This window comes from Enterobacter cloacae complex sp. ECL72, from assembly GCF_019056635.1.
GTDB classification, from domain to species: Bacteria; Pseudomonadota; Gammaproteobacteria; order Enterobacterales; family Enterobacteriaceae; genus Enterobacter; species Enterobacter hormaechei_C.
This window is the reverse complement of sequence record NZ_CP077659.1, coordinates 1,539,895-1,562,901: the sequence shown is the minus strand read 5'-3', so window position 1 is coordinate 1,562,901 and position 23,007 is coordinate 1,539,895. Positions and strand designations below refer to the sequence as shown.

The window sequence follows — 23,007 nt, the reverse complement described above, 5'->3', positions numbered from 1 at the left end:
ACGCGCACTAACATAGCTGGAACCTCAGCAAAAAGGAGTTACCGATGAAACTGTTCTATAAACCGGGCGCCTGCTCTCTTGCTTCCCATATTACGCTTCGCGAGAGCGGTAAAGATTTCACGCTGGACGGCGTTGACCTGATGAAAAAGCGTCTGGAAAACGGGGATGACTTTTTTGCGATTAACCCAAAAGGCCAGGTTCCGGCCCTGCTGCTGGATGATGGCACCCTGCTGACCGAAGGGGTGGCGATTATGCAATTCCTGGCGGACAACGTACCGGATCGTCAGCTCCTTGCCCCCACCGGCAGCATTGCGCGTTATAAAACGCTGGAGTGGCTGAACTATATTGCCACCGAACTGCACAAAGGCTTTACGCCCCTGTTCCGCCCGGACACGCCGGAAGAGTACAAACCTACCGTGCGCGCGCTGCTGGAGAAAAAGTTGCAGTACGTTAACGACGCGCTGAAAGACGACCAGTGGATCTGTGGCTCGCGTTTCACCATCGCCGATGCCTATCTGTTTACCGTTCTGCGCTGGGCGCGCGCGGTTAAGCTGAACATGGAAGGATTAGACCATGTCGCATCGTATATGACGCGCGTGGCGGAGCGTCCTGCGGTGGCAGCGGCGCTGAAAGCGGAAGGGTTGAATTAACCGAGCGGCCTGGATTGCCGGGTGGCGCTGACGCTTACCCGGCCTATAAATTCCGTAGGCCCGTGCAAGCGCAGCGGCGCCGGGCGTTTTCTAAAGCTGCGTTGCGCTAAAATAGTGCTCCGGCTTCGCGATGCGATCCTGCGCCGCGACGACCTGGAGCTCATATTCCTGCATCGTCTTCGTCGCAATCATGATTTCATAAACGGCTGCGGTGACGTGCTCCAGCGCATCGCGCAGGCTCGCGCCCTGCAATAGCTTCACCAGCAGCAAACCGCTGGTCACATCCCCGACCCCGACAGGCTGACGTGCACCGAAATCCACCAGCGGTCGACTGATATGCCAGGCTTCATCCTTCGTCACCAGCAGCATTTCAAAACGGTCCTGGCTCAACCCTGCGCGTGCCAGGTGCTTAACCAGCACAATCTCTGGCCCCTGGGCGATCAGCTCACGAGAGGCGCTTACAGCCTCTTCTACGCTGTTGACCGGATGCTCGCACAGGATCTCAAGTTCAATCAGGTTGGGGGCAATAATATCGCTGGCGGGCAATGCATGACGGACATGAAACTCCGCAACGCCCGGCGCTACGATGCAGCCTTTTTCCGGATGTCCCATCACCGGATCGCAGAAATATTTCGCCGCGGGGTTTGCCGCTTTCACCTGGCGCACAATGCCGAGGATATGTTCCCCCTGCTCCGCCGAACCCAGATAGCCGCTCAGTACGGCATCGCAGCGTTTAAGCTGGTCGATATCCGCAATCCCCTGAACGATTTCCGTCAGATGCGACGGCGGCATTACGCAGCCGGTCCATTTACCGTACTGGGTGTGATTCGAGAACTGGACGGTATTGAGGGGCCAGACGTTAACGCCGAGGCGGCGCATCGGGAATTCCGCAGCGCTGTTGCCAGCATGTCCAAACACAACGTGGGACTGAATGGCGAGGATGTTCTTCATGTTGTACTTACCAAACCCTGTCAAAACAAAAGGGGCGTGGTTTCCCACGCCCCTGCATACTTTTAATTACTTCCAGCAGACCAGGCAGTAATTTTTCTTACCGCGACGCAGCAGCGTGTAGCGACCATAGAGACGGTCGTTCTCGGTAAAGGTGTATTCCGGATCGGCCTGTTTTTCGCCATTAATGGTGATCGCGTTAGAGGCGATGGTTTTACGCGCCTGACCGCGAGACGGCTGGAGCTCGGAGTCCACCAGCGCCTGCATCAGATCGGCGCCTTTTTCCATCTCAACCATCGGCACGCCATCCTGCGCCAGCTGTTCGAAATCCGCTTCGCTTAAATCGCTCAGGGTTCCGTTGAACAGGCTAGCCGTAATGCGCTTCGCCGCCGCCAGACCTTCTTCGCCGTGAACCAGTTTAGTCACTTCGTCCGCCAGCACGTACTGGGCGCGTGGTGCTTTACCGCTGTTCTTGTCTTCTTCTTCCAGCGCATTGATTTCTTCGATATCCATAAAGGTGAAGAACTTCAGGAAGCGATAAACGTCGGCATCCGCCGTGTTGATCCAGAACTGGTAGAACTTGTACGGGCTGGTTTTCTTCGGATCCAGCCATACCGCGCCGCCTTCGGTCTTACCGAACTTGGTACCGTCGGCTTTGGTGATCAACGGCACGGTCAGACCAAACACCTGATTCTGGTGGAGGCGACGGGTCAGATCGATACCGGAGGTGATGTTACCCCACTGGTCGGAACCGCCAATTTGCAGAGAGACGCCGTGCAGTTTGTTCAGGCAGGCGAAGTCATACCCCTGCAACAGGTTATAGGAGAACTCCGTGAAAGAGATACCCTGATCGTCACGGTTAAGACGCTGCTTTACTGCTTCTTTGTTAATCATCTGGTTAACAGAGAAGTGTTTGCCGATGTCACGCAGGAACGTCAGCACGTTCATGCCACCAAACCAGTCGTAGTTGTTCGCCGCAATCGCAGAGTTGTCACCGCAGTCGAAATCCAGGAACGGTGCAACCTGTTTACGGATCTTATCCACCCACTCCTGCACGGTGTCTTCGGTGTTCAGCTTACGCTCAGCGGCTTTGAAACTTGGGTCGCCAATCAGACCGGTCGCGCCGCCAACCAGTGCGACAGGCTTATGGCCGGCCATCTGGAAGCGTTTCAGGCATAACAATGGAACAAGATGCCCCAAATGCAAGCTGTCAGCGGTGGGATCGAAGCCGCAATAGAGCGCGATCGGGCCTTGCGCCAGTCGCTCTGCTAACGCTTCCTCGTCCGTCACCTGGGCCACGAGGCCCCGCTCTTGCAATTGTTTAATCAAGTTACTGCTTGCCATCAAATTCTCCATGTATAAACGACTGCACCTTTGCCGGTACACGACTTTTCGCCTGATGCGAAAGGACCATAGAATAAAGCGCCAGCGCGGTGTGCGCTAGCGCTTAAATCAACAAATTTTGGGGATTACGGGGCCAGTCTGTCGATTTTCCAGCCACCGTTGTCGCGCTGGTATAAAAAGCGGTCGTGCAGGCGGTGTTCACCGCCCTGCCAGAATTCCATCTGCTCAATGGGGATGCGGAACCCGCCCCAGAAACTCGGCAGCGGTACTTCACCCTGCTGAAACTTCTGTTTGAGTTCGAGGAATTTACTTTCCAGCACACCGCGGGCTGAGATTCGGCTGGACTGTTTAGAGACCCAGGCGCCGATCTGACTGTCGCGCGGGCGACTGTGGAAATATTTTACCACTTCGAGCGTAGAGAGGCGCTCCGCCTTGCCGGTGACCATCACCTGGCGCTCCAGCATATGCCACGGGAAGAGCAGGCTAATACGCGGATTATTTTCAAGGTGATGCGCTTTACGACTGCCAAGATTGGTGTAGAACACCAGCCCTTTCTCGTCATAATGCTTGAGAAGAACGATGCGTTGATACGGCTGACCATTTTCATCAACCGTGGCAACGACCATTGCCGTCGGGTCAGCCAGTTTCGCTTCGCAGGCCTGCTTCAGCCAGCGTTCAAAAAGCACCAGCGGTTCGGCGGGAAGATCCTGGCGGCGCAGACCGCCTTTGGTGTATTCACGGCGCAGATGCGCAATTTGCTGTAGTTCGTCGTTATCTGACATGGCGTTAGCTGAAAGTGAGATTGGGTGGCGCTATTGTGCGCGCCCCCTTCAAAAATCTCAACGCTTCGGATTTTCAAGCTGACAATTGTTCAGCACAATGCGGTCACGCTTGTAGACGGTGGCGCTGTCGCCTTTCGACCAGAAGACGTAGATCCCGTCTGAGTAGCGCGCACCGGAGGCCGACATTCCCTGCTTCAGCGTTAACAACTTATTGTCATAAACAAAGCTGGCTTCCTGATGCGGGTTGTTCAGCTTCACCGTCAGCGGTTTTTCATCACAACGATATTCCAGCGTATCGGTTTGCATACGCTCAACGAACTGGTTATAGACGCTGCATCCGGTCATAAGAAAAGGTACAGCAATGAGAAGAAGTTTTTTCATGGGCAGATTCCGAAGACTATCCTGGTCCTGGAGGGCCTAACCGCCCTCCTGTTTTTCCCTATTTTACGGGTTACGCCTCCCGCTGAATTTCAGTTAACTCTGATTATGGCGCGGGTTTGCGGGGAAAATGGCCCCAAGGACGCTCGCCTCCCGCGCACCGGTTACGGAGGGTAAATTCCCCGGCAGACCGGCAACCGTACGCCAGGCAAGCCAGGCGAAGGCCAGCGCTTCCATATCGTCTCCGCTGATCCCGGCTTCATCAGTGGTCGTGACTTCGGTGCCTGGCAGCAAGGCGGCGAGGCGTGCCATCACCAGCGGGTTGCGGCTTCCGCCTCCGCATACCAGCAAGCGCTCACATCCGCCGCTCAGCAACACCTGTTCAGAAATCGATACCGCGGTGAGCTCCGTCAGCGTAGCCTGCACATCCTGAGGCGCAAGGCCGGGGAAGCGCGCCAGCTGACGTTCAAGCCAGCCGTAGTTGAAATATTCCCGCCCCGTGCTTTTCGGCGCGGGCAGAGCAAAGAAAGGATCGCTTAACAGGGTTTGCAGCAAGGGAAGGATCACTTTCCCCTGGCTGGCCCACTGCGCGTCTTTGTCGTAGGCTTTGCCGCTCTGACGCCAGATCCAGGCATCCATCAGCATATTACCGGGTCCGGTATCGTACCCCCGCACGGGCTGCCCGGGAATAAGCATCGACAGGTTGGCGATCCCGCCGATGTTCAGGACCATCCTGCGCTCTACCGGGTGCGCCAGCAGCGCCTGATGAAATGCCGGAACCAGCGGCGCCCCCTGCCCGCCGAGGGCCATATCGCGACGACGGAAATCACCCACCACCGTCACGCCGGTTTTTGCCACAATCTGGTTGTTATCGCCAATTTGCATCGTGTGCGGCGCCTCGCCGACAGGTTCATGCCAGACGGTCTGCCCATGGCAACCTATTGCCACGATATCCTGCGGGTGGAGTCTTTCCTGCTGCATCAGGGCCAGTACCGCCTCAGCAAACAGCGCCCCCAGACGCACATCCAGTTGGCCCAGTTGGGAAAGCGTCAGCTGTTGTCCCTGGCAGATGTTCAGGATCTCTTCTTTTAACGAGACAGGAATAGGCCAGGTCAGGCTTGCCTGCTGCGCCACCATGTTTTCATCAATGGCGGCCAGAACGACATCCACACCGTCAAGACTGGTACCAGACATCACACCGATATAGCGACCCGATTTCATGCGCTTTCCTTACGTTACATGGGCTAAGTGCAAACACTCCATCATAAATAACGCGGCTTTGCTATGCGGTGATAATATTTTTTAACAATCTCAGACCTGTAGCACAGACGGTTTTTGTTTATGTCCCGTTAAGCCCTGCTGAAGTAAAATTTATCTATTCGGCATGCAAAGATATGAACTGTGGTCAGGAATGCCATATAATTTAGCCATAACGGATGCCCCAACCGGGCGTTTTTTGGTGAACAGGAGAGTCAAATGATTTTACGTGTACTGGGCGTTTCGCTGATTGGTTTAACACTGGCGGGTTGTGTGAATGACAGTTCACTCTCCGGCGACGTATATAGTGCTTCTGAAGCTAAACAGGTACAGAACGTGACATACGGTACTATCGTTAATGCCCGTCCTGTTCAGATTCAGGGTGGCGATGACACGAACGTGGTGGGCGCAATCGGTGGTGCTGTGCTGGGTGGTTTCCTGGGTAATACCATTGGCGGCGGCACCGGACGTTCTCTGGCTACCGCAGCGGGCGCAGTTGCAGGCGGCGTAGCGGGTCAGGGCGTTCAGGGCGCGATGAACAAAACTCAGGGCGTTGAGCTGGAAATCCGTAAAGACGATGGCAGCACCATTATGGTTGTGCAGAAACAGGGTAACACCCGCTTCTCTGCTGGCCAGCGTGTTGTACTGGCAAGCAACGGCAGCCAGGTTACCGTCTCCCCGCGCTAATATCCTGATGGATGTGGTCTGTTCAGACCGCATCCATTTAACAAAATCATCGTTTCCAACAATATATTTGCACAATACATTCACACGGTGAATTATTCATTTCATCTGTTCTTGTCCGTGCGCAAAGTATTTTTTATTTCCCTCACTTAGACTCTTCGCAATCTCTTTTCTTTTTTAATTTTTAAATTCTCTATGCTTGCGATCTGTCGATTTGTAAAGAACCGCTTTGTGGCCTTCGCGCTTGGATGCATTGTTATCATTGCCGTATTACAAGCTTTTTTTATAAAACTTGTTGAATGGGTTCCTTCGTTTTCACCTTTGTTTTTCCCTACGCTGACGATATTTCTTCTGGTGTTTCATCTGTTTATTGCCTGTTTTATGGCAATGAAATACTGGTGCGACAGAAGGCGATTATATCTTGTTCCCATTGCCCTGGCCTTTGCCGGCTCAGCGTTATTGATGGTGGGGACTCTGTCCAGCTTCCCGGCCTGGCTTGATCTCTATCAGTTCAACGTGGCGAACTATAATGACGCCATGATTTTCTATATGTTCCGCCACTTTTTAATGGCGGTGCTGATAATCATCTCGGCATTGCTGTATACCCTGCGTACGTCCGCTCTCTCACGAAGCACCCACATCGGTATCGTTGTCGGCGCCTCGCTCTTTACGGGCAGTATGCTTGGGCTGGCATTGTTCTATTCCAGCCATTCAACCCTGCTCACACTGGACCTGGTAGACAATGAAACCCGACAGTTTATGGTTCTCTGGAGCCAGGCGATTAATATCATTTTGATCGTCCTGTGGGTAGTAACGTTAATCACCCTGATGGCCATTACCCGCGTGAGGAATTTGTTTTGGGTCGGCGGCAATTTTTTATGCGTCTGTTATATCGTCACCCTGCTCATGCTATTGTTAGGCGGACACGCTGAAGATATTTCATGGTACCGGGCACGGTTATTCGAAACTGTCGCTACATTAATCATTATCTTCATCTTACTTTCCGATGTATTTAATTTGTATCGTGACTCGCATGTAAAATATCAGGAGTCTTATCAAAACTCGATCCGCGATCCCCTCACCCGTCTGTATAATTGTAGCTATTTCTATGATTCATTAAACCACGCGCTGAGTACAGCAACCCTGGCGCACCCGGTATCGGTGATCGTGAGCGATCTTGACCGTTTCAAACGCATTAACGACTGCTACGGCCATTTGCAGGGGGATAAGGTTTTACAGTTTGTCTCAAACCTGTTGACCGATTCAGTGCGACCGCAGGATATCGCAGCGCGGATCGGCGGCGAAGAATTTGTGCTCATGCTGACAAATACCCCTTCCGATCTTGCGCAACAGGTTGCCGAACGCATACGTCTCAAATTGAGCGGTTTCGACAACGTTAGCAGCGGCGGTTATCTCCCGGAACCGATAACTATCAGTATGGGGGTATTCACCGCCACCTCGCCGGAGACCAGCGCTGAAACCTGTGTGGAAAGCGCGGATAAAGCCATGTACGAGGCAAAAGAGACGGGCCGCAACCGGGTGGTGGTGTTCAGAACATGACAGAGGCCTTGCACGAGCAAGGCCTGTAAACAACGTCAGTCGCGCGACTGTAAATCGTGGATGTTTTGCTCAAGACGGGCGATGAGTCCGATCAGCATTTCCAGCTCAGCGGGGGAAATACCGGCCAGGATCTCCCCTCGCGTTTTACTGATGACGGTTTCCATCTCAGTGATAATCGGGGCCGCTTTTTCCGTCAATTTGATCCGCTTGGCGCGACGGTCGCTGGCGCAGGTTTGTCGGGAGATGAGTCCCTTCTCTTCCAGCTGGTCAAGGGTACGCACCAGAGACGGCTGCTCAATTCCAATCGCTTTTGCCAGTTGGATCTGTGACTGATCGGGCGGGAGCTGATGAATGTTATGCAGCGTAACCCAGTGCGTCTGCGTAAGTTCCAGAGGTTTCAGGCGATGGTCAATCAGAGCACGCCAGATGCGTACCAACCTTGCCAGATCAGAACCTAATGGCGATTCCAATTTCATCTCCTTATAATTAGCTTGCTAAGTGATTATAGTGATTTTAGAATAGTTTGCAGTATTTGTATTGCCAAAACAAATGCAATCACGGTATTCATCATTCCTTAAAGGATGATTTACACTGAATGGTAATGCGCCATCGCATTGAAATCTGCCAATGTGGCCCTCATTCCACCGCAAAGGATCGCTGCTTGTGACGTTGTTTTCCTTCTCCGCAGGGTTGCCCCTCCAGGATTTGATTGTTGGCGCATCGGTCTACTTTCCGCCACTGTTTAAAGCCGTGATGGTCGGTTTTGTAATCTGGCTCATTGCGCATCGTCTGCTGCGCGACTGGATGTATTCTGGTGAAATCTGGCACCCGATGTTAATGGATCTCTCCCTATTTACCCTCTCCGTCTGTCTTGGCCTTGCCGTGTTAACCGTGTGGTGAGAATAGCATTGAAAACGTTAAAATATTTTTCCACTCTTTTCGTTTTAGCGCTGGCGGTGATGGCCGGCTGGTGGCTCTGGAATTATTACATGCAGTCGCCCTGGACGCGTGACGGCAAGATCCGCGCGGAACAGGTCAGCATCACGCCACAGGTGTCCGGCAGTATCAGCGCGCTTCTGGTGAAGGACAACCAGTACGTTCATGCGGGCGATGTGCTATTCCGTATCGATGAGACCCCTTTCCACATTGCGGTGCTTAATGCCCAGGCGCAGCTCGCAAAAGCTCAATCAGATCTGGCAAAAGCCAATAACGAAGCCGAACGCCGCCGCCATCTATCGAGAAATTACATCTCTGCGGAGGATCTCGATACCGCCAATATCAATGTAAAAGCCATGCAGGCCAGCCTGAAGGTTGCAGAGGCAACGCTGAAACAGGCCGAGTGGCAACTGACCCAGACCATGGTCAAAGCCCCGGTGGATGGATGGATCACGAGCCTGTCTACCCGTGTGGGTGATTACGCCACCACAGGCCAGCCGGTCTTCGCCCTGGTCGATAGCCACTCTTTCTATGTTGTAGGTTATTTTGAAGAGACCAAGCTGCGCCATATCCGCGAGGGCGCGCCTGCCCGGATCACGCTTTACAGCGGTGCAGAAACGTTACAGGGTCACGTTAGCAGCATAGGTCGGGCAATATACGATCAGAGCGTGGAAACCGATTCTGGCCTGGTGCCTGACATCAAACCCAACGTCCCGTGGGTGCGCCTGGCTCAGCGGGTGCCTGTTCGCGTCGAGTTTGATCAACTGCCGAAAGACATTACCCTGGTCTCTGGCACAACCTGCACCGTCGCCATCGGATCGCGATGATGAACCTGGGGGCTTTCTCCTGGCGCAATACGCCGTGGATAAAAGCGACACGGCCGCAGTGGCGTTACGCGCTGCGCAACGGCATCGCCATGTGCCTTGCGCTTACGGTTGCCTATTATCTGAATCTGGATGAGCCTTACTGGGCGATGACCTCTGCGGCGGTCGTCAGCTTCCCTACCGTCGGGGGCGTTATCAGTAAAAGCCTCGGGCGCGTGGCGGGTAGCCTGCTGGGGGCAACCGCCGCACTGCTTCTTGCCGGCCATACCCTGAACGATCCCTGGCTCTTTCTGTTAAGCATGTCGGCATGGCTGGGGCTGTGTACCTGGGCCTGCGCCCATTTTACCAATAACGTTGCCTATGCGTTTCAGCTGGCGGGTTACACCGCGGCCATTATCGCCTTTCCGGTCGTCAACGTGCTGGATACCACCGAGCTGTGGGATATCGCCCAGGCACGCGTGTGTGAAGTGATGGTCGGCATTCTGTGCGGGGGCGTCATGATGATGATCCTGCCCAGTACCTCAGATGGCACTACGCTTATCACCGCCCTTAAAACGATGCACGCACGTTTGCTGGAACATGCCAGCCTGCTCTGGCAGCCTGACAGCAGCGATGACATCCGCCTCGCGCACGAAAAGGTCATCGGCCAGATCCTGACCATGAACCTGTTGCGCATCCAGGCTTTCTGGAGCCACTACCGTTTTCGTCGCCAGAACACGCTTCTGAACTATTTACTGCACCAGCAATTGCGGATGACGAGCGCGATCTCGAGCCTTCGCCGGATGTTGCTGAACTGGCCTGCACCGCCAGCCCATACCCGGGAGATTATCGAGGCGCTGCTCGCCGCTCTTGCGCGTCCGGATGCCGATATCTATACCGTGGCCCGCATTATCGCGCCGCTCGCCCCAACGGATGAATATGACTACAGGCACCGTGCCTTCTGGCAGCGTCTGAACTATTTCTGCCGCCTGTATCTGCGTAGCAGCCGCTGGTTAAAAGCCGTCGAAAATGCCACGCCCGTCACCGAATTTTCCGTTCCCGGTAGTCCTGCTCTGGCGCGCCATACCGACGCAATGGAGGCGCTGTGGAGCGGTTTTCGTACGTTTTGTGCGTTGACGGCCGTGGGCGCATGGGCCATCACCACGCAATGGGATGCGGGCAGTGCGGCCCTGACGCTTGCGGCAATCAGCTGCGTGCTCTATTCCGTCGCCGCTTCCCCCTTTAATTCCCTTACGCTTCTGCTGCGTACGCTGGTACTGCTGTCGCTATTCAGCTTCGTGGTGAAATTTGGTTTGATGGTGCAGATAACCGACCTCTGGCAATTTCTGCTGTTTCTTTTCCCGCTATTAACCACCATGCAGTTGCTCAAACTGCAAATGCCTAAACTGGCCGGTCTGTGGGGTCAGTTGATTGTTTTTATGGGCTCATTTATCTCTGTAACGAATCCACCGGTTTACGATTACGCTGATTTTCTCAACGACAACCTGGCGAAGATCCTCGGCGTGGGGCTGGCGTGGCTGGCTTTCGCTGTGCTACGCCCGGGCTCGGACGCGCGTAAAAGCCGCAGGCATATTCGGGAGTTGCGCAGGGGTTTTGTCGATCAGCTGAGCCGCAGGCCACATCTGCGCGAAAGCGAGTATGAATCGCTGGTTTACCATCATGTCAGCCAGCTGAACAACAGCCAGGATTCACTCTCCCGTCGCTGGCTGCTGCGCTGGGGCGTGGTGCTGTTAAACTGTTCGCACGTGGTGTGGCAACTGCGCGCCTGGGAGACGCGTTCCGATCCGCTGTCGCAGGTCCGTGATAACTGTATTTCCATGCTCCGAGATGTGATGAGCGAGCGCGGGGTGCAGCAGCGCCCCCTGAGCGTCACGCTCGCCGAGCTTCAGCGTATTTGCGACGCGCTGGCGCACCATCATCAGCCTGCGGCCCGCGATCTGGCGTCCATTATCTGGCGGCTGCACTGCTCCCTGTCACAGCTGGAACAGGCGCCGCCACCCGGAACGATTGGCGATCAGATCACCCCGCAGGCATAGCGCGCCCCGCCGCCGCCAAGCGGTTTAGGCTGATCGGACATGTTATCGCCGCCCACGTGGACCATCAGCGCCTTGCCTTTGACCTCGTCAAGCTTTTTGAGTCGTGGCGCCACAACCGGATCGGTGGCTTTACCATCGTTATTTACCACCAGCACCGGCAGATCGCCGAGGTGCCCCATCCCTTCCGGGCCTTCATGCTTACCGGAGTTGTGCGGGTCGAGATGCCCCCCTGCGGCTTCCGCAGCTGTTGGTTTCCCCTCTTTCATTGCGGGTTGACAGCTGCCTTTGGCATGAACGTGAAAACCATGTTCGCCGGGTGGAAGAGCCTTGAGATCGGGAGCAAATTCCAGCCCTTTATCGGTTTCGGTGATTTTCACCGTCCCGATGGACTGGCCTACCCCCTGAGAAGTGACGAGATTCATTTCAACGTCCTCGCTGGCTGCCTGCGCACCTGCACAAACAACCAGCGTGACCATTGCCAGAGCAAAACGCTTCATACGACCTCCACGGGTTATTTTTTGCACCTTAAGTCTATACCAGCGGCGCAGATTTCACCGGAAAGTCAGGTTCAGGCGTGCTCAGGGTACGTCGTAGCCCAGCGCCGCCTTGCGGATGCGGAACCACTGCTGACGCGTCATATCCAGCTCCTCAGCCACAAGCGCAGCGCGGACGCGCTCAATTTTGCCGGAGCCAATAATTGGCAGCGGTTTAGACGGCAGGCACAGGATCCAGGCGTAAACCACCTGCTCGATACTCTCCGCATTCAGTTCGCGCGCCACCGTTTCAAGCTCGTTACGCAGCGGCTGGAATGCCTCATCGTTAAACAGGCGGCCGCCTCCCAGACAGGACCATGCCATTGGACGGATGCGCAGCTGTTGCAGTTGGTCGAGCGTGCCATCCAGCAGCAGCGGCTGATGAACAGGCGAGATCTCCACCTGATTCGTCGCCAGCGTAAACGGCAGGCGAGACTGCAATAGCGCAAACTGTGCCGGGGTGAAGTTAGACACGCCAAAATGGCGCACTTTGCCGCTCTGGTGCAGCGTCAGGAAGGCTTCCGCGACCTCATCCGCATCCATCAACGGATCGGGTCGGTGGATCAGCAGCAGGTCGATACGATCGGTGGCCAGGTTAATCAGTGACTGCTCGGCGCTTTTAACGATATGCGCGCTGTCAGTGATGTAATGCCCAAGCGCATGCTCCGGTTTTGCTGTGGTGGCAATACCGCATTTGGTCACAATCTCCATACGTTCACGCAGCGCCGGCGCACGCTTCAGCGCTTCGCCAAAGGCAGCCTCGCACTGATAGCCGCCATAAATATCAGCGTGATCGACGGTGGTGATCCCGAGATCGAGATGCTCTTTTATAAAGTCCGCCAGCTGGACCGGAGACATATTCCAGTCCATAAGGCGCCAGTAGCCCATAACAAATCGGGAGAATTCCGGGCCCTGCGGGGCAAGGGTAATACGCTGAACCATAACATTTTCCTCAAGGAAGTCATGTCACCAGTATACGCAATTACCCTGCTAAAACAGTGAAGGTTGCTGAGGTTCTACGCTTTCAACCGCTTTGTTTGCACGAATTTTACGCAGCAGACGCTGTCGACAGAGCCGTAAGACCTCCTGCTTTTGCGCGTCGCTGAAATTTTGCCAGTTAAAACGTTCATCGCGCGTGCGCATGCAGCCACGACAGTATCCTCGTTCATCTACCTGGCAAATACCCCGGCACGGGCTCTGGACAGGGAAAAACTCCAGTTGCTCTGCCACACCTACCTCCAGAACGTCATTATTCCCTACAGTGAAGACCCTAAATGGCTTGCATGCAAGGATGTCCGCCACAAACAGAGCATTAAGGTTTCGCTAATCTTCCCTTCTTATACTCGCCGCATTGATATAACGAATGGTCTGGTCATCATGTGGTTCACTAAAAAGTTACACTGTAACGATATAAAATTTACTCTGGGCTGTGCACTTTTCTTCACCGTACTGAATGCACTGTTTATCCAGCGCAGCTGGTCAATCATTGCGCCTGCGCATCTGCACGATCTCCTGTTTGCTGCCAGCGTGCCGCTGGTGCTGTTCTGCGGCTGGGTGATTGTCTTCAGCCTGCTGAATATTCCCTTTATTCGCAAGCCGCTCATGATTGTCCTGACCCTGGGATGCGCCGCCGCAACCTGGTTTATGTATACCTATGGCACGGTTATCGATCAGAACATGATTGTGAACGTGTTCGAAACTAATTCCCAGGAAGCGACTGCTCTGGTGACGCCGCAGATGATCCTGTGGCTGGTCGTTGCAGGTCTGGTTCCATCGATTATTTTAGCCCTGACGCGCATTCGCACCGGAAAATGGTGGTATGCCCTCCTGACGCGTGTCGCCGCTATGCTGGGTGCGCTGCTGGTAATCATCCTGGTCGCGGCGGTGTTTTATAAAGACTATGCTTCTCTGTTCCGCAATAACAAAAGCATCGTCAAAATGGTTACCCCGGCGAATTACGTGAGCGCCGTGGTGAAATACAGCAAAATGCGCTGGTTTGCCGGCGACCAGACGCTGGTCCGCATTGGCGAGGATGCTCATAAAGGCGCGCTGATTTCCAGCCAACGCAAGAAAACCGTGCTGATTGTGGTGGTGGGCGAAGCCTCCCGCGCCGCAAACTACTCGTTAAATGGTTACCCGCGTGAAACCAACCCCGAGCTGAAAAAGCAGGATGTCATCAACTTCCCCCAGGCCTCCTCCTGTGGCACGGAAACCGCCGTTTCCGTCCCCTGCATGTTCTCCGGCATGACGCGGAAAAAATATGACGCGGACCTCGCCCATCACCAGGAAGGTCTGCTCGATGTACTTAACCATGCCGGTTTCAACCTGCTGTGGCGCGACAACGACGGCGGGTGTAAAGGCGCCTGCGACCGCGTGCCGCACACGGACATGACCCAGTGGAAACTGGATCAGTTCTGTAAGGACAAATCCTGTATCGACGACGTCAACCTCTACCGTCTGGACAACGTACTGGATGGAATAAAGCAGGATACGGTTCTGGTTATTCATCTGATGGGCAGCCACGGTCCGGCCTACTACAACCGTTATCCGGACAGCTTTCGCAAGTTCACCCCAACCTGCGATACCAATGAAATTCAGGATTGCGATCATCAGTCGCTGATCAATACCTATGACAACTCGATTTTGTATACCGACAGCGTGGTCAGCCGAACCATCGACGCGCTAAAAGCCCGGCAGGCCAACATGAACACGGCGCTCATTTACCTCTCCGATCACGGTGAATCGCTGGGCGAAAGCGGAATTTACCTGCACGGTACGCCGTATATGCTGGCCCCGGAGCAGCAAACGCATATTCCGTTTATGTTCTGGCTCTCCCCGGATTATGCGAAAAACTTCGGCGTAAACACGGATTGCCTGCGTGACCATGCCGCAAAAGAGGCGGTTTCACAGGACAATTTATTCGCCACCGTTCTGGGCATGATGGACGTGAAATCAGCGGTTTATCAACCGCAGCTGGATATTCTGTCGCAATGTCGTCGCTAAGCGGGCTTGCATTAGACCGAACGGTCTATTAGAGTAAGGGCATGAGCAGACACACTGAACACGATACACGAGAACATTTGCTGGCTACCGGCGAGCGCCTTTGCATGCATCGCGGGTTTACCGGTATGGGGCTGAGCGAATTGTTAAAAACCGCTGAAGTACCTAAGGGATCGTTTTATCACTATTTTCGATCCAAAGAGGCGTTTGGCGTTGCCATGCTGGAGCGGCACTACGCCAGCTACCATCAGCGCCTGGCAACCCACTTCGCCAGCAGTGAAGGTGACTACCGGGATCGTGTTCTGAACTACTATCAGGAAACGCTGACGCAGTTCTGTCAGCAGGGCATCATCAGCGGCTGCCTGACGGTAAAACTGTCTGCCGAAGTGTGCGATCTCTCCGAAGATATGCGCACCGCCATGGATAAAGGAGCCAGCGGCGTGATTGCCCTGCTGGCTCAGGCGCTGGAGAGCGGGCGCAATGAAAAAACGCTCTCCTTCTCCGGCGATCCGCTCACGCAGGCACAGGTGCTCTATTCCCTCTGGTTAGGCGCCAACCTGCAAGCAAAAATGTCTCGCAGCGCCGTGCCGCTCGAAAGCGCGCTGGCGCATGTGAAAAACTGTATTACCGCGCCTGGCGTGTAGCCGGCGTTTTTATTTACCCTTTTACTAGTCGACTGGTCTACTCAGGAGCCGTTATGTCCGCTGAAAAGCTGTTTACCCCACTGAAAGTGGGTGCCGTTACTGCCCCAAACCGCGTGTTTATGGCCCCACTTACCCGTCTGCGCAGCATCGAGCCGGGCGATATCCCAACGCCATTGATGGGTGAGTATTACCGTCAGCGCGCCAGCTCGGGCCTGATTATCTCCGAAGCCACGCAGATTTCTGCTCAGGCAAAAGGCTACGCCGGTGCACCGGGTCTGCACAGCCCGGAACAGATCGCCGCGTGGAAAAAAATCACCGCAGGCGTGCATGCTGAGGATGGCCGTATTGCGGTTCAGCTGTGGCACACCGGTCGTATCTCACACAGCAGCATCCAGCCTGGCGGTCAGGCGCCGGTTTCTGCCTCTGCCCTGAACGCCAATACCCGCACTTCCCTGCGCGATGAAAACGGTAATGCGATCCGCGTCGACACCACCACGCCACGCGCGCTGGAGCTGGACGAGATCCCGGGTATCGTGAATGATTTCCGTCAGGCCGTCGCCAACGCCCGTGAAGCGGGCTTCGACCTGGTTGAGCTGCACTCTGCGCACGGTTACCTGCTGCATCAGTTCCTGTCCCCGTCTTCCAACCAGCGTACCGACCAGTACGGCGGCAGCGTTGAAAACCGCGCGCGTCTGGTGCTTGAAGTGGTGGATGCTGTCTGTAATGAGTGGAGCGCAGACCGCATTGGTATTCGTGTCTCCCCGATCGGTACTTTCCAGAACGTCGACAACGGTCCGAACGAAGAAGCAGACGCGCTGTATCTGATTGAAGAGCTGGCGAAACGCGGTATCGCCTATCTGCACATGTCCGAGCCGGACTGGGCAGGTGGCAAGCCTTACAGTGAAGCCTTCCGTCAGAAAGTGCGCGAGCGCTTCCACGGCGTGATTATCGGGGCGGGTGCGTATACGGCAGAGAAAGCCGAGGATTTGATAGGTAAAGGCCTGATCGACGCCGTGGCCTTTGGCCGTGACTACATTGCTAACCCGGATCTGGTTGCCCGTTTGCAGAAAAAAGCCGAACTGAACCCGCAGCGTCCTGAAAGCTTCTATGGCGGCGGCGCGGAAGGTTATACCGACTACCCTTCACTGTAATCCCGCTTTGTACATTGATAGCGGCGACCTTTCGCCGCTATACTAAAACATCGTTTCTGTTCAAAAAGATAATCCATTCCACTGGTTAATGAGGAAATTATGCGCCTACTTCACACCATGCTGCGCGTTGGCGACCTGCAACGTTCCATCGATTTCTACACTAACGTTCTGGGCATGAAGCTGCTGCGCACCAGCGAAAATCCGGAATATAAATACTCCCTGGCGTTTGTCGGTTACGGCCCGGAATCTGATGAAGCGGTCATCGAGCTGACCTACAACTGGGGCGTGGACAGCTACGAGCTGGGTACAGCTTACGGCCACATCGCGCTGGAAGTGGATAACGCCGCCGAAGCCTGCGAACGTATCCGCAGCAATGGCGGTAACGTCACCCGTGAAGCCGGTCCGGTTAAAGGCGGTACCACCGTAATTGCGTTTGTGGAAGATCCGGACGGTTATAAAATCGAACTGATCGAAGCCAAAGACGCTGGTCGCGGACTGGGCAATTGATCCCGCAGGGCGCACTATGCGCCCGTTGTTTTGCTGCATCCCCTCTCAAAATTTGCCATAATGCGCACTGCTTTTTCCCCCTTGTAAGAGACCCTGATGTCCGATAACGCTCAATTTACCGGTCTGTGCGACCGTTTTCGTGGTTTTTATCCCGTTGTCATTGATGTTGAAACAGCCGGATTTAACGCTAAAACCGATGCGCTGCTTGAGATTGCCGCCATCACGCTGAAGATGGATGAACAGGGCTGGCTTGTACCGGACACCACGCTGCATTTCCACGTTGAACCCTTTGAAGGGGCAAACTTACAGCCAGAGGCGCTGGCCTTTAACGGTATCGATCCGACAAACCCGCTGCGCGGGGCGGTAAGCGAATACGAGGCGCTGCACGCCATTTTCAAAATGGTGCGCAAAGGCATGAAAGAGAATGACTGTAGCCGCGCCATCATGGTGGCCCACAATGCCACCTTTGATCACAGCTTCACTATGGCTGCCGCCGAGCGTGCCTCGCTCAAGCGTAATCCATTCCATCCGTTTGTGACCTTCGACACCGCCGCGCTGAGCGGCCTGGCGCTGGGGCAAACCGTGCTCTCTAAAGCCTGCATCACGGCGGGTATTGCGTTTGACGGCACCCAGGCGCATTCCGCGTTATACGACACCGAGCGTACGGCGGAGCTGTTCTGTGAGATCGTCAACCGCTGGAAACGTCTCGGCGGCTGGCCGCTGCCGATGGGCGACGAGGCCGATCTTCAATCGTAGGTTGGGTAATCAATAGCCTCACAGGCAAAAAAAAGCGACCAACATAATGTGGTCGCTTTTTTATATCCGCAGAAAACTTACTCTGCGTCCGGCTCTTCGGTTTTATACTTCGCCGCAGTCTCTTTGATCAGCTGTTGCAGTTCGCCGCGCTGATACATTTCAATCAGGATGTCGCATCCGCCGACCAGTTCACCATCAACCCACAGCTGTGGGAAGGTCGGCCAGTTGGCGTATTTTGGCAGTTCAGCACGAATGTCCGGGTTTTGCAGGATATCAACGTAAGCAAAACGCTCACCACAGGCGGACAGCGCCTGAACCGCTTGCGCGGAGAAGCCGCAGCTTGGCAGCTTCGGAGAACCTTTCATGTACAGGAGAATCGGGTTTTCAGCGATCTGGCGCTGAATTTTTTCAATAGTGGTGCTCATGTCTTGCTTCCTTTAACTTCTGTTACGGCATCAGTCTGACATTGTAGCGGGTCAGGCCGACATCGGAAAATAACATTTTTGTCACGTCTAATTATTTTATCGCTTATCGCATAAAGTTGCATTGCTAATGTCGTTTATCCCCAGACGGGGTGCGGTTTTGCTTAAGGAGCGAACAGGAGTGCGTCAGAATGGTGGATTTTTTTGCACTTGCTAACGAAACATAATTTTTGAATGAAAAATGCTATTAACTTCTTCTGATTTTATGGATTAGAATCGACAGGTTTTGTAAATCTCACGCGGGTATGCATTGTGGCCTGCATTTATCAGGGGACTGCCCAGTGGCGCGGATAACTAAAATCTCGATGACGCTCTGTGCTTTACTGTTTACCACACTCTCATTTACGCCAGCGGCGAACGCCTCTGAACAGGCGCGGCATTCTGCTGTACAAAAATCGCATCTGGCAAAAACCACAGAACGTAAGAAAAAAACCACCAGTAAAACAGTAAAGAAGAAAACCACCGCTCAGACCAAAAAGACCGCCTCCAGTAAACCCAAAACTCTCCGTTCCGGCACGCACAAAACCACCCGCACGACCGCCAGCCTGGTGAATGAAAAATGCACCGTGCGCAAAGGCCATAAAACGAAATGCGCAAAAGTGACGAAGCTGGCTGACGTGCATAAAGCGCGTATGCAGAAAGCGCAAAAAACGGCGATGAACAAACTGATGGGGCAAATAGGTAAACCGTATCGCTGGGGTGGCACCTCTCCGCGCACCGGTTTTGACTGTAGTGGGCTGGTTTATTATGCCTATAAAGATCTGGTGAAGTTTCGCATTCCACGCACCGCCAATGAGATGTACCATCTGCGCGACGCCGCGCCTGTAAACCGTGGCGAACTGCAAAATGGCGACCTGGTGTTCTTCCGCACCCAGGGACGCGGTACGGCCGATCACGTTGGGGTGTATGTGGGTAACGGTAAATTTATCCAGTCACCGCGCAGCGGTCAGGACATTCAGATCACCTCTCTCAGCGAAGATTATTGGGTGCGCCACTATGTGGGTGCGCGCCGCGTGATGACGCCAAAAACCATTCGCTAAACCCTGCCCTGCCGCCTCCATGGCAGGGTAAGTTCCTCTTTTGCATACCCTTTCAATTTGCTATTCTGTCCTTGTTGTCTGTAGGGTTATTGGCAACGTATAAAACTATAAGGAGAGAAGCAATGTCGTTCGAATTACCTGCACTACCGTATGCAAAAGACGCCCTGGCCCCGCACATTTCCGCGGAAACCCTGGAGTACCATTACGGCAAGCATCACCAGACCTATGTCACCAACCTGAACAATCTGATCAAGGGCACCGATTTTGAAGGCAAAACGCTGGAAGAGATCGTGCGCAGTTCAGACGCCGGCGTATTCAACAACGCCGCACAGGTGTGGAACCACACCTTCTACTGGCACTGCCTGGCCCCCAATGCAGGCGGAGAACCTACCGGTGAGCTGGCGGCAGCGATTAACGCCGCGTTCGGCAGTTTCGCGGATTTTAAAGCGAAGTTTACTGACGCAGCCGTTAAAAACTTTGGCTCCGGCTGGACCTGGCTGGTAAAAGAGGCTGATGGCAAACTGGCTATCGTTTCCACTTCTAATGCGGGTACCCCTCTGACCACCAGCGCCACGCCGCTGATGACCGTGGACGTATGGGAACACGCCTATTACATTGATTACCGTAATGCGCGCCCGAACTACCTGGAACACTTCTGGGCACTGGTTAACTGGGAATTTGTTGCGAAGAACTTCGCCGCGTAAGAGACACGCAGAAGGGGCAGCCCTTCTGCGTTTTTGTTTATTCCGCCGTACACACCGCTTCAGGCTGTTTACGACCAGACATCATCACCAGCAGCAGGCCGAGTGCGGCAATGATCGCCCCCATCACCGGCACAAAGCTGTAACCCAAACCACCGGAGATCACCGCCCCGCCCGCTGCGGCCCCCAGCGCATTGCCCAGGTTAAACGCACCGATATTCACCGACGAAGAGAGCCCCGGCGCTTCGTGCGCAACGCGCATTACGCGCATCTGCAACGGTGGCACCACGGCAAAGGTTGCGGCGCCCCACACCACCATGGCAATCGCGGCACCCACTTCGTTACGCGCCAGCCACGGGATCGCCACCATGATGACAATCAGCAGCGTTAAAAAACCTTTCAGCGTCCCGCTGACGGAGCGGTCGGCAAATTTCCCGCCGAGATAGTTGCCAATCGAGAACCCGACACCAATCAGCACCAGCATCGCGGTAACAAAGAGTGGCGTTGCGTGGGTAATGTCGTGCAGCACCGGGGAGATATAGGTGTAGAGCGTAAACATCGCCCCCGCCCCCAGTACCGTGGTGAGCAGCGCGGACAACACCTGAGGACGCATCAGCACCGCCAGCTCTTTACGTACTTCCGGACGTTCTCCCGCACTTCCTTTCGGCAGTGAGAAGAACAGCGCAACCATCGCGACCACGCCCAGTCCGGCGGTTACGAGGAAAGACATACGCCAGCCGATGGCTTCTCCCAGCCAGGTGGCAGCGGGAACGCCGCCGATATTAGCGATGGTGAGGCCCATAAACATAGTGGCTACCGCGCTGGCCTGCTTATGTTTTGGCACCACACTGGCGGCGACAACCGAGCCCAGTCCGAAGAAGGCGCCATGATTGAGGCTGGTCAGAATGCGCGAAAGCATCAGAGTGGTATAATCGGGCGAAATCGCGGAAAGCACATTTCCGAGGGTGAAAATCGCCATCAGGAAAATCAGCGCATTGCGGCGAGCGCGGTGCGAAAGCAGCAGCGTCATCAGCGGCGCGCCCACCATCACGCCAATCGCGTAAGCGCTAATTAACATACCAGCCGCAGGGATAGAGACGTCCACACCCCGGGCGATAACAGGCAATAACCCCATAGGGGAGAATTCAGTGGTGCCAATCCCAAAGGCGCCAATCGCCAGGGCCAGCAGGGGAAAATTGATTTTCATGAAGAGACTCCGGATACCGTGCCATAACCCGGCACAGAACTAAGAAGTCAAAAGCATGACATCAATCACAAAAAATGAGAAGTTAACATTTTGGCAAAAGATTTTTGCCGGAGAGGTAACAATAGCGGCAAGAGAGGGAGAAAGTTCTCCCTCTGCCTGAATCAGTGCAGTGCAGCGGTTAAACCACCGGCAACAATCAGAGCAAGAACAACAATGGTGGTAAACAGCGAAAACTTCAGATCGGTACTCATCAATTTTTCTCCTTTTATTCACCCTACGAAAAGTGAGCTTGCTCATTTTTACACAGTTCAGGTCAAAAATCTTCCAGGATTTAAACGGATATCCACTTTACCTCTTCCCCTTTTCATCAAGATAGGACAAAATTCCACGCTAAATTTATTAGCGTACCGGCCACTGACCCCCTCCTGACGTCCTGTGTCGTTTTCCCGGCGTGTCGCAACTCATGTTTGCGTGATAAGGGTGAGAGAAGGCAAACGTTTACCTTCAATTTTTTCAGGAGCTTAGGATATGGTCTGGAGTGACATTTAATGGCAACAATTAAAGACGTAGCAAAACGCGCAAACGTTTCCACTACAACCGTATCACATGTTATTAACAAAACGCGTTTCGTCGCTGAAGAGACGCGTAATGCCGTCTGGGCGGCAATCAAAGAGCTGCACTACTCGCCAAGTGCGGTCGCCCGCAGCCTGAAGGTTAATCACACCAAATCGATTGGTCTGCTGGCCACCAGCAGTGAAGCGGCCTACTTTGCTGAAATCATCGAAGCCGTTGAAAAAAACTGCTTCCAGAAAGGCTATACCCTGATTCTGGGCAACGCGTGGAACAACATTGAAAAACAGCGCGCTTACCTGTCAATGATGGCGCAAAAGCGCGTCGACGGCCTGCTGGTAATGTGTTCTGAATACCCCGAGTCGGTCCTTTCCATGCTGGAAGAGTATCGCCACATTCCGATGGTGGTCATGGACTGGGGCGAAGCGCGCGCAGACTTTACCGACTCCGTTATTGATAACGCCTTTGAAGGCGGCTACATGGCGGGGCGTTATCTGGTAGAACGCGGTCATCGTGAAATTGGCGTGATCCCGGGTCCGCTGGAGCGTAACACCGGGGCTGGCCGTCTGGCCGGTTTCATGAAAGCGATGGAAGAGGCGCTGATCACCGTGCCGGAAAACTGGATTGTTCAGGGCGACTTCGAGCCGGAGTCGGGCTATCGCGCCATGCAGCAGATCGTCACCCAGCCGCATCGCCCTACCGCGGTGTTCTGCGGCGGCGACATCATGGCGATGGGCGCGCTCTGCGCGGCGGATGAACTCGGCCTGCGCGTCCCGCAGGATATCTCGGTGATCGGCTATGACAACGTGCGCAACGCCCGCTTCTTTACCCCGGCGCTGACCACCATTCACCAGCCGAAAGATTCGCTGGGTGAAACGGCCTTCAATATGCTGCTGGACAGGATCGTCAACAAGCGTGAACAGTCCCAGTCCATTGAAGTTCACCCGCGCCTGATTGAACGCCGTTCCGTTGCGGACGGTCCGTTCCGCGACTACCGTCGTTAATCTCATTACGGGG

26 protein-coding genes are annotated in these 23,007 nt (G+C 54.6%); 14 read left to right on the top strand and 12 right to left on the bottom strand.

The genetic code is table 11. The features are described 5' to 3' along the window. The first annotated feature begins 44 nt into the window (after positions 1–44). A complete protein-coding gene (gene gstA, locus KTH07_RS07605) occupies positions 45–650 on the top strand; it encodes a glutathione transferase GstA (RefSeq protein ID WP_003857598.1) in 606 nt (201 codons plus the stop codon). A 90-nt stretch (positions 651–740) separates the two neighbouring features. Here the strand turns inward: gstA and pdxY are convergent, their stop codons facing one another. From pdxY to anmK, 5 genes are all read right to left on the bottom strand, one after another. Continuing rightward, positions 741–1,601 carry a pyridoxal kinase PdxY gene (gene pdxY / locus KTH07_RS07600; protein WP_015570669.1) on the bottom strand — a complete coding sequence of 287 codons (861 nt, stop codon included), beginning with the start codon at positions 1,599–1,601 and terminating at the stop codon, positions 741–743. Positions 1,602–1,667: 66 nt separating this feature from the next. Further along, on the bottom strand, positions 1,668–2,942 hold the full coding sequence (gene tyrS, locus KTH07_RS07595) for a tyrosine--tRNA ligase (RefSeq protein ID WP_017384594.1): 1,275 nt from the start codon (positions 2,940–2,942) through the stop codon (positions 1,668–1,670). Between the two features lie 125 nt (positions 2,943–3,067). After that, the gene (gene pdxH / locus KTH07_RS07590; RefSeq protein WP_003857601.1) at positions 3,068–3,724 is read right to left on the bottom strand and encodes a pyridoxamine 5'-phosphate oxidase; all 657 of its coding nucleotides are present in this window, start codon (positions 3,722–3,724) and stop codon (positions 3,068–3,070) included. A 57-nt stretch (positions 3,725–3,781) separates the two neighbouring features. Continuing rightward, complete coding sequence (mliC, locus tag KTH07_RS07585) at positions 3,782–4,105, bottom strand: C-type lysozyme inhibitor (RefSeq protein ID WP_015570672.1); 324 nt, start codon at positions 4,103–4,105, stop codon at positions 3,782–3,784. Positions 4,106–4,198: 93 nt separating this feature from the next. Then, positions 4,199–5,323 (bottom strand): anhydro-N-acetylmuramic acid kinase, encoded by a 1,125-nt coding sequence (anmK, locus tag KTH07_RS07580; protein ID WP_015570673.1) that lies wholly within the window; start codon positions 5,321–5,323, stop codon positions 4,199–4,201. 255 nt (positions 5,324–5,578) lie between these two features. On the opposite strand from anmK, the gene slyB reads away from it, so the two are divergent. Both slyB and KTH07_RS07570 read left to right on the top strand, forming a co-directional pair. Beyond that, on the top strand, positions 5,579–6,046 hold the full coding sequence (gene slyB, locus KTH07_RS07575; protein WP_003857604.1) for an outer membrane lipoprotein SlyB: 468 nt from the start codon (positions 5,579–5,581) through the stop codon (positions 6,044–6,046). A gap of 192 nt (positions 6,047–6,238) precedes the next feature. Then, positions 6,239–7,603: a GGDEF domain-containing protein gene (locus KTH07_RS07570; protein ID WP_063161996.1), complete on the top strand. Its 1,365-nt coding sequence runs from the start codon at positions 6,239–6,241 to the stop codon at positions 7,601–7,603. 35 nt (positions 7,604–7,638) lie between these two features. Here the strand turns inward: KTH07_RS07570 and slyA are convergent, their stop codons facing one another. Next, positions 7,639–8,079 carry a transcriptional regulator SlyA gene (gene slyA / locus KTH07_RS07565; RefSeq protein WP_006808997.1) on the bottom strand — a complete coding sequence of 147 codons (441 nt, stop codon included), beginning with the start codon at positions 8,077–8,079 and terminating at the stop codon, positions 7,639–7,641. A 187-nt stretch (positions 8,080–8,266) separates the two neighbouring features. Between slyA and KTH07_RS07560 the strand changes: the two genes are divergently transcribed. The 3 genes from KTH07_RS07560 to KTH07_RS07550 are packed head-to-tail and all read left to right on the top strand — an operon-like array spanning position 8,267 to position 11,399. Beyond that, positions 8,267–8,503: a DUF1656 domain-containing protein gene (locus tag KTH07_RS07560; protein WP_003857607.1), complete on the top strand. Its 237-nt coding sequence runs from the start codon at positions 8,267–8,269 to the stop codon at positions 8,501–8,503. A 2-nt stretch (positions 8,504–8,505) separates the two neighbouring features. After that, positions 8,506–9,366: an HlyD family secretion protein gene (locus tag KTH07_RS07555; RefSeq protein WP_026094311.1), complete on the top strand. Its 861-nt coding sequence runs from the start codon at positions 8,506–8,508 to the stop codon at positions 9,364–9,366. Beyond that, complete coding sequence (locus KTH07_RS07550) at positions 9,366–11,399, top strand: FUSC family protein (protein WP_026080711.1); 2,034 nt, start codon at positions 9,366–9,368, stop codon at positions 11,397–11,399. Before KTH07_RS07555 ends, KTH07_RS07550 begins: the two co-directional genes overlap by 1 nt. On the opposite strand, the gene sodC is transcribed toward KTH07_RS07550, so the two are convergent. The 3 genes from sodC to KTH07_RS07535 all read right to left on the bottom strand — a co-directional run bounded on the left by sodC (position 11,378) and on the right by KTH07_RS07535 (position 13,162). After that, positions 11,378–11,896, bottom strand: a complete 519-nt coding sequence (gene sodC, locus KTH07_RS07545; protein WP_023303563.1) for a superoxide dismutase [Cu-Zn] SodC — start codon at positions 11,894–11,896, stop codon at positions 11,378–11,380. The two genes, KTH07_RS07550 and sodC, sit on opposite strands and share 22 nt — an antisense overlap. 81 nt (positions 11,897–11,977) lie before the next feature. After that, complete coding sequence (locus KTH07_RS07540; protein ID WP_032619784.1) at positions 11,978–12,874, bottom strand: aldo/keto reductase family oxidoreductase; 897 nt, start codon at positions 12,872–12,874, stop codon at positions 11,978–11,980. 48 nt (positions 12,875–12,922) lie between these two features. Continuing rightward, complete coding sequence (locus KTH07_RS07535) at positions 12,923–13,162, bottom strand: DUF1289 domain-containing protein (protein ID WP_032619785.1); 240 nt, start codon at positions 13,160–13,162, stop codon at positions 12,923–12,925. 147 nt (positions 13,163–13,309) lie between these two features. On the opposite strand from KTH07_RS07535, the gene eptA reads away from it, so the two are divergent. The 5 genes from eptA (at position 13,310) to rnt (ending at position 17,990) form a co-directional block, all read left to right on the top strand. Further along, positions 13,310–14,935 carry a phosphoethanolamine transferase EptA gene (eptA, locus tag KTH07_RS07530; RefSeq protein WP_032619787.1) on the top strand — a complete coding sequence of 542 codons (1,626 nt, stop codon included), beginning with the start codon at positions 13,310–13,312 and terminating at the stop codon, positions 14,933–14,935. A gap of 41 nt (positions 14,936–14,976) precedes the next feature. Then, on the top strand, positions 14,977–15,576 hold the full coding sequence (locus tag KTH07_RS07525) for a TetR/AcrR family transcriptional regulator (RefSeq protein ID WP_023303561.1): 600 nt from the start codon (positions 14,977–14,979) through the stop codon (positions 15,574–15,576). Positions 15,577–15,629: 53 nt separating this feature from the next. After that, on the top strand, positions 15,630–16,727 hold the full coding sequence (locus KTH07_RS07520) for an alkene reductase (RefSeq protein WP_023299948.1): 1,098 nt from the start codon (positions 15,630–15,632) through the stop codon (positions 16,725–16,727). Positions 16,728–16,826: 99 nt separating this feature from the next. Beyond that, positions 16,827–17,234: a lactoylglutathione lyase gene (gene gloA / locus KTH07_RS07515; RefSeq protein ID WP_003857623.1), complete on the top strand. Its 408-nt coding sequence runs from the start codon at positions 16,827–16,829 to the stop codon at positions 17,232–17,234. 96 nt (positions 17,235–17,330) lie between these two features. Beyond that, positions 17,331–17,990 (top strand): ribonuclease T, encoded by a 660-nt coding sequence (rnt, locus tag KTH07_RS07510; RefSeq protein WP_003857625.1) that lies wholly within the window; start codon positions 17,331–17,333, stop codon positions 17,988–17,990. 77 nt (positions 17,991–18,067) lie between these two features. On the opposite strand, the gene grxD is transcribed toward rnt, so the two are convergent. Further along, complete coding sequence (gene grxD / locus KTH07_RS07505) at positions 18,068–18,415, bottom strand: monothiol glutaredoxin 4 (RefSeq protein ID WP_003832760.1); 348 nt, start codon at positions 18,413–18,415, stop codon at positions 18,068–18,070. Positions 18,416–18,753: 338 nt separating this feature from the next. Here grxD and KTH07_RS07500 point away from each other — a divergent pair, with 338 nt between their 5' ends. Beyond that, on the top strand, positions 18,754–19,512 hold the full coding sequence (locus tag KTH07_RS07500) for a C40 family peptidase (RefSeq protein WP_017384605.1): 759 nt from the start codon (positions 18,754–18,756) through the stop codon (positions 19,510–19,512). Positions 19,513–19,634: 122 nt separating this feature from the next. After that, positions 19,635–20,216, top strand: coding sequence for a superoxide dismutase [Fe] (sodB, locus tag KTH07_RS07495; RefSeq protein ID WP_063161995.1), 582 nt, complete (start codon positions 19,635–19,637; stop codon positions 20,214–20,216). 37 nt (positions 20,217–20,253) lie between these two features. Here the strand turns inward: sodB and KTH07_RS07490 are convergent, their stop codons facing one another. Both KTH07_RS07490 and KTH07_RS07485 read right to left on the bottom strand, forming a co-directional pair. After that, positions 20,254–21,420, bottom strand: coding sequence for an MFS transporter (locus KTH07_RS07490; protein ID WP_023303560.1), 1,167 nt, complete (start codon positions 21,418–21,420; stop codon positions 20,254–20,256). Between the two features lie 161 nt (positions 21,421–21,581). Then, entirely contained in the window at positions 21,582–21,671 is a 90-nt protein-coding gene (locus KTH07_RS07485; protein WP_003857632.1) for a YnhF family membrane protein, read from the bottom strand. A gap of 297 nt (positions 21,672–21,968) precedes the next feature. Between KTH07_RS07485 and purR the strand changes: the two genes are divergently transcribed. Further along, the gene (gene purR, locus KTH07_RS07480) at positions 21,969–22,994 is read left to right on the top strand and encodes an HTH-type transcriptional repressor PurR (protein WP_032619790.1); all 1,026 of its coding nucleotides are present in this window, start codon (positions 21,969–21,971) and stop codon (positions 22,992–22,994) included. Positions 22,995–23,007 lie beyond the last annotated feature (13 nt).

Coding starts and splice junctions, on each gene's coding strand:
- mliC (WP_015570672.1), bottom strand. CDS start 4,105: ATGAAAAAACTTCTTCTCATTGCTGTACCTTTTCTTATGACCGGATGC.
- KTH07_RS07485 (WP_003857632.1), bottom strand. CDS start 21,671: ATGAGTACCGATCTGAAGTTTTCGCTGTTTACCACCATTGTTGTTCTT.
- KTH07_RS07490 (WP_023303560.1), bottom strand. CDS start 21,420: ATGAAAATCAATTTTCCCCTGCTGGCCCTGGCGATTGGCGCCTTTGGG.
- sodB (WP_063161995.1), top strand. CDS start 19,635: ATGTCGTTCGAATTACCTGCACTACCGTATGCAAAAGACGCCCTGGCC.
- sodC (WP_023303563.1), bottom strand. CDS start 11,896: ATGAAGCGTTTTGCTCTGGCAATGGTCACGCTGGTTGTTTGTGCAGGT.
- KTH07_RS07550 (WP_026080711.1), top strand. CDS start 9,366: ATGAACCTGGGGGCTTTCTCCTGGCGCAATACGCCGTGGATAAAAGCG.
- KTH07_RS07525 (WP_023303561.1), top strand. CDS start 14,977: ATGAGCAGACACACTGAACACGATACACGAGAACATTTGCTGGCTACC.
- purR (WP_032619790.1), top strand. CDS start 21,969: ATGGCAACAATTAAAGACGTAGCAAAACGCGCAAACGTTTCCACTACA.
- pdxH (WP_003857601.1), bottom strand. CDS start 3,724: ATGTCAGATAACGACGAACTACAGCAAATTGCGCATCTGCGCCGTGAA.
- anmK (WP_015570673.1), bottom strand. CDS start 5,323: ATGAAATCGGGTCGCTATATCGGTGTGATGTCTGGTACCAGTCTTGAC.
- grxD (WP_003832760.1), bottom strand. CDS start 18,415: ATGAGCACCACTATTGAAAAAATTCAGCGCCAGATCGCTGAAAACCCG.
- KTH07_RS07520 (WP_023299948.1), top strand. CDS start 15,630: ATGTCCGCTGAAAAGCTGTTTACCCCACTGAAAGTGGGTGCCGTTACT.
- pdxY (WP_015570669.1), bottom strand. CDS start 1,601: ATGAAGAACATCCTCGCCATTCAGTCCCACGTTGTGTTTGGACATGCT.
- tyrS (WP_017384594.1), bottom strand. CDS start 2,942: ATGGCAAGCAGTAACTTGATTAAACAATTGCAAGAGCGGGGCCTCGTG.
- eptA (WP_032619787.1), top strand. CDS start 13,310: ATGTGGTTCACTAAAAAGTTACACTGTAACGATATAAAATTTACTCTG.
- KTH07_RS07540 (WP_032619784.1), bottom strand. CDS start 12,874: ATGGTTCAGCGTATTACCCTTGCCCCGCAGGGCCCGGAATTCTCCCGA.
- gstA (WP_003857598.1), top strand. CDS start 45: ATGAAACTGTTCTATAAACCGGGCGCCTGCTCTCTTGCTTCCCATATT.
- KTH07_RS07570 (WP_063161996.1), top strand. CDS start 6,239: ATGCTTGCGATCTGTCGATTTGTAAAGAACCGCTTTGTGGCCTTCGCG.
- gloA (WP_003857623.1), top strand. CDS start 16,827: ATGCGCCTACTTCACACCATGCTGCGCGTTGGCGACCTGCAACGTTCC.
- slyA (WP_006808997.1), bottom strand. CDS start 8,079: ATGAAATTGGAATCGCCATTAGGTTCTGATCTGGCAAGGTTGGTACGC.
- slyB (WP_003857604.1), top strand. CDS start 5,579: ATGATTTTACGTGTACTGGGCGTTTCGCTGATTGGTTTAACACTGGCG.
- rnt (WP_003857625.1), top strand. CDS start 17,331: ATGTCCGATAACGCTCAATTTACCGGTCTGTGCGACCGTTTTCGTGGT.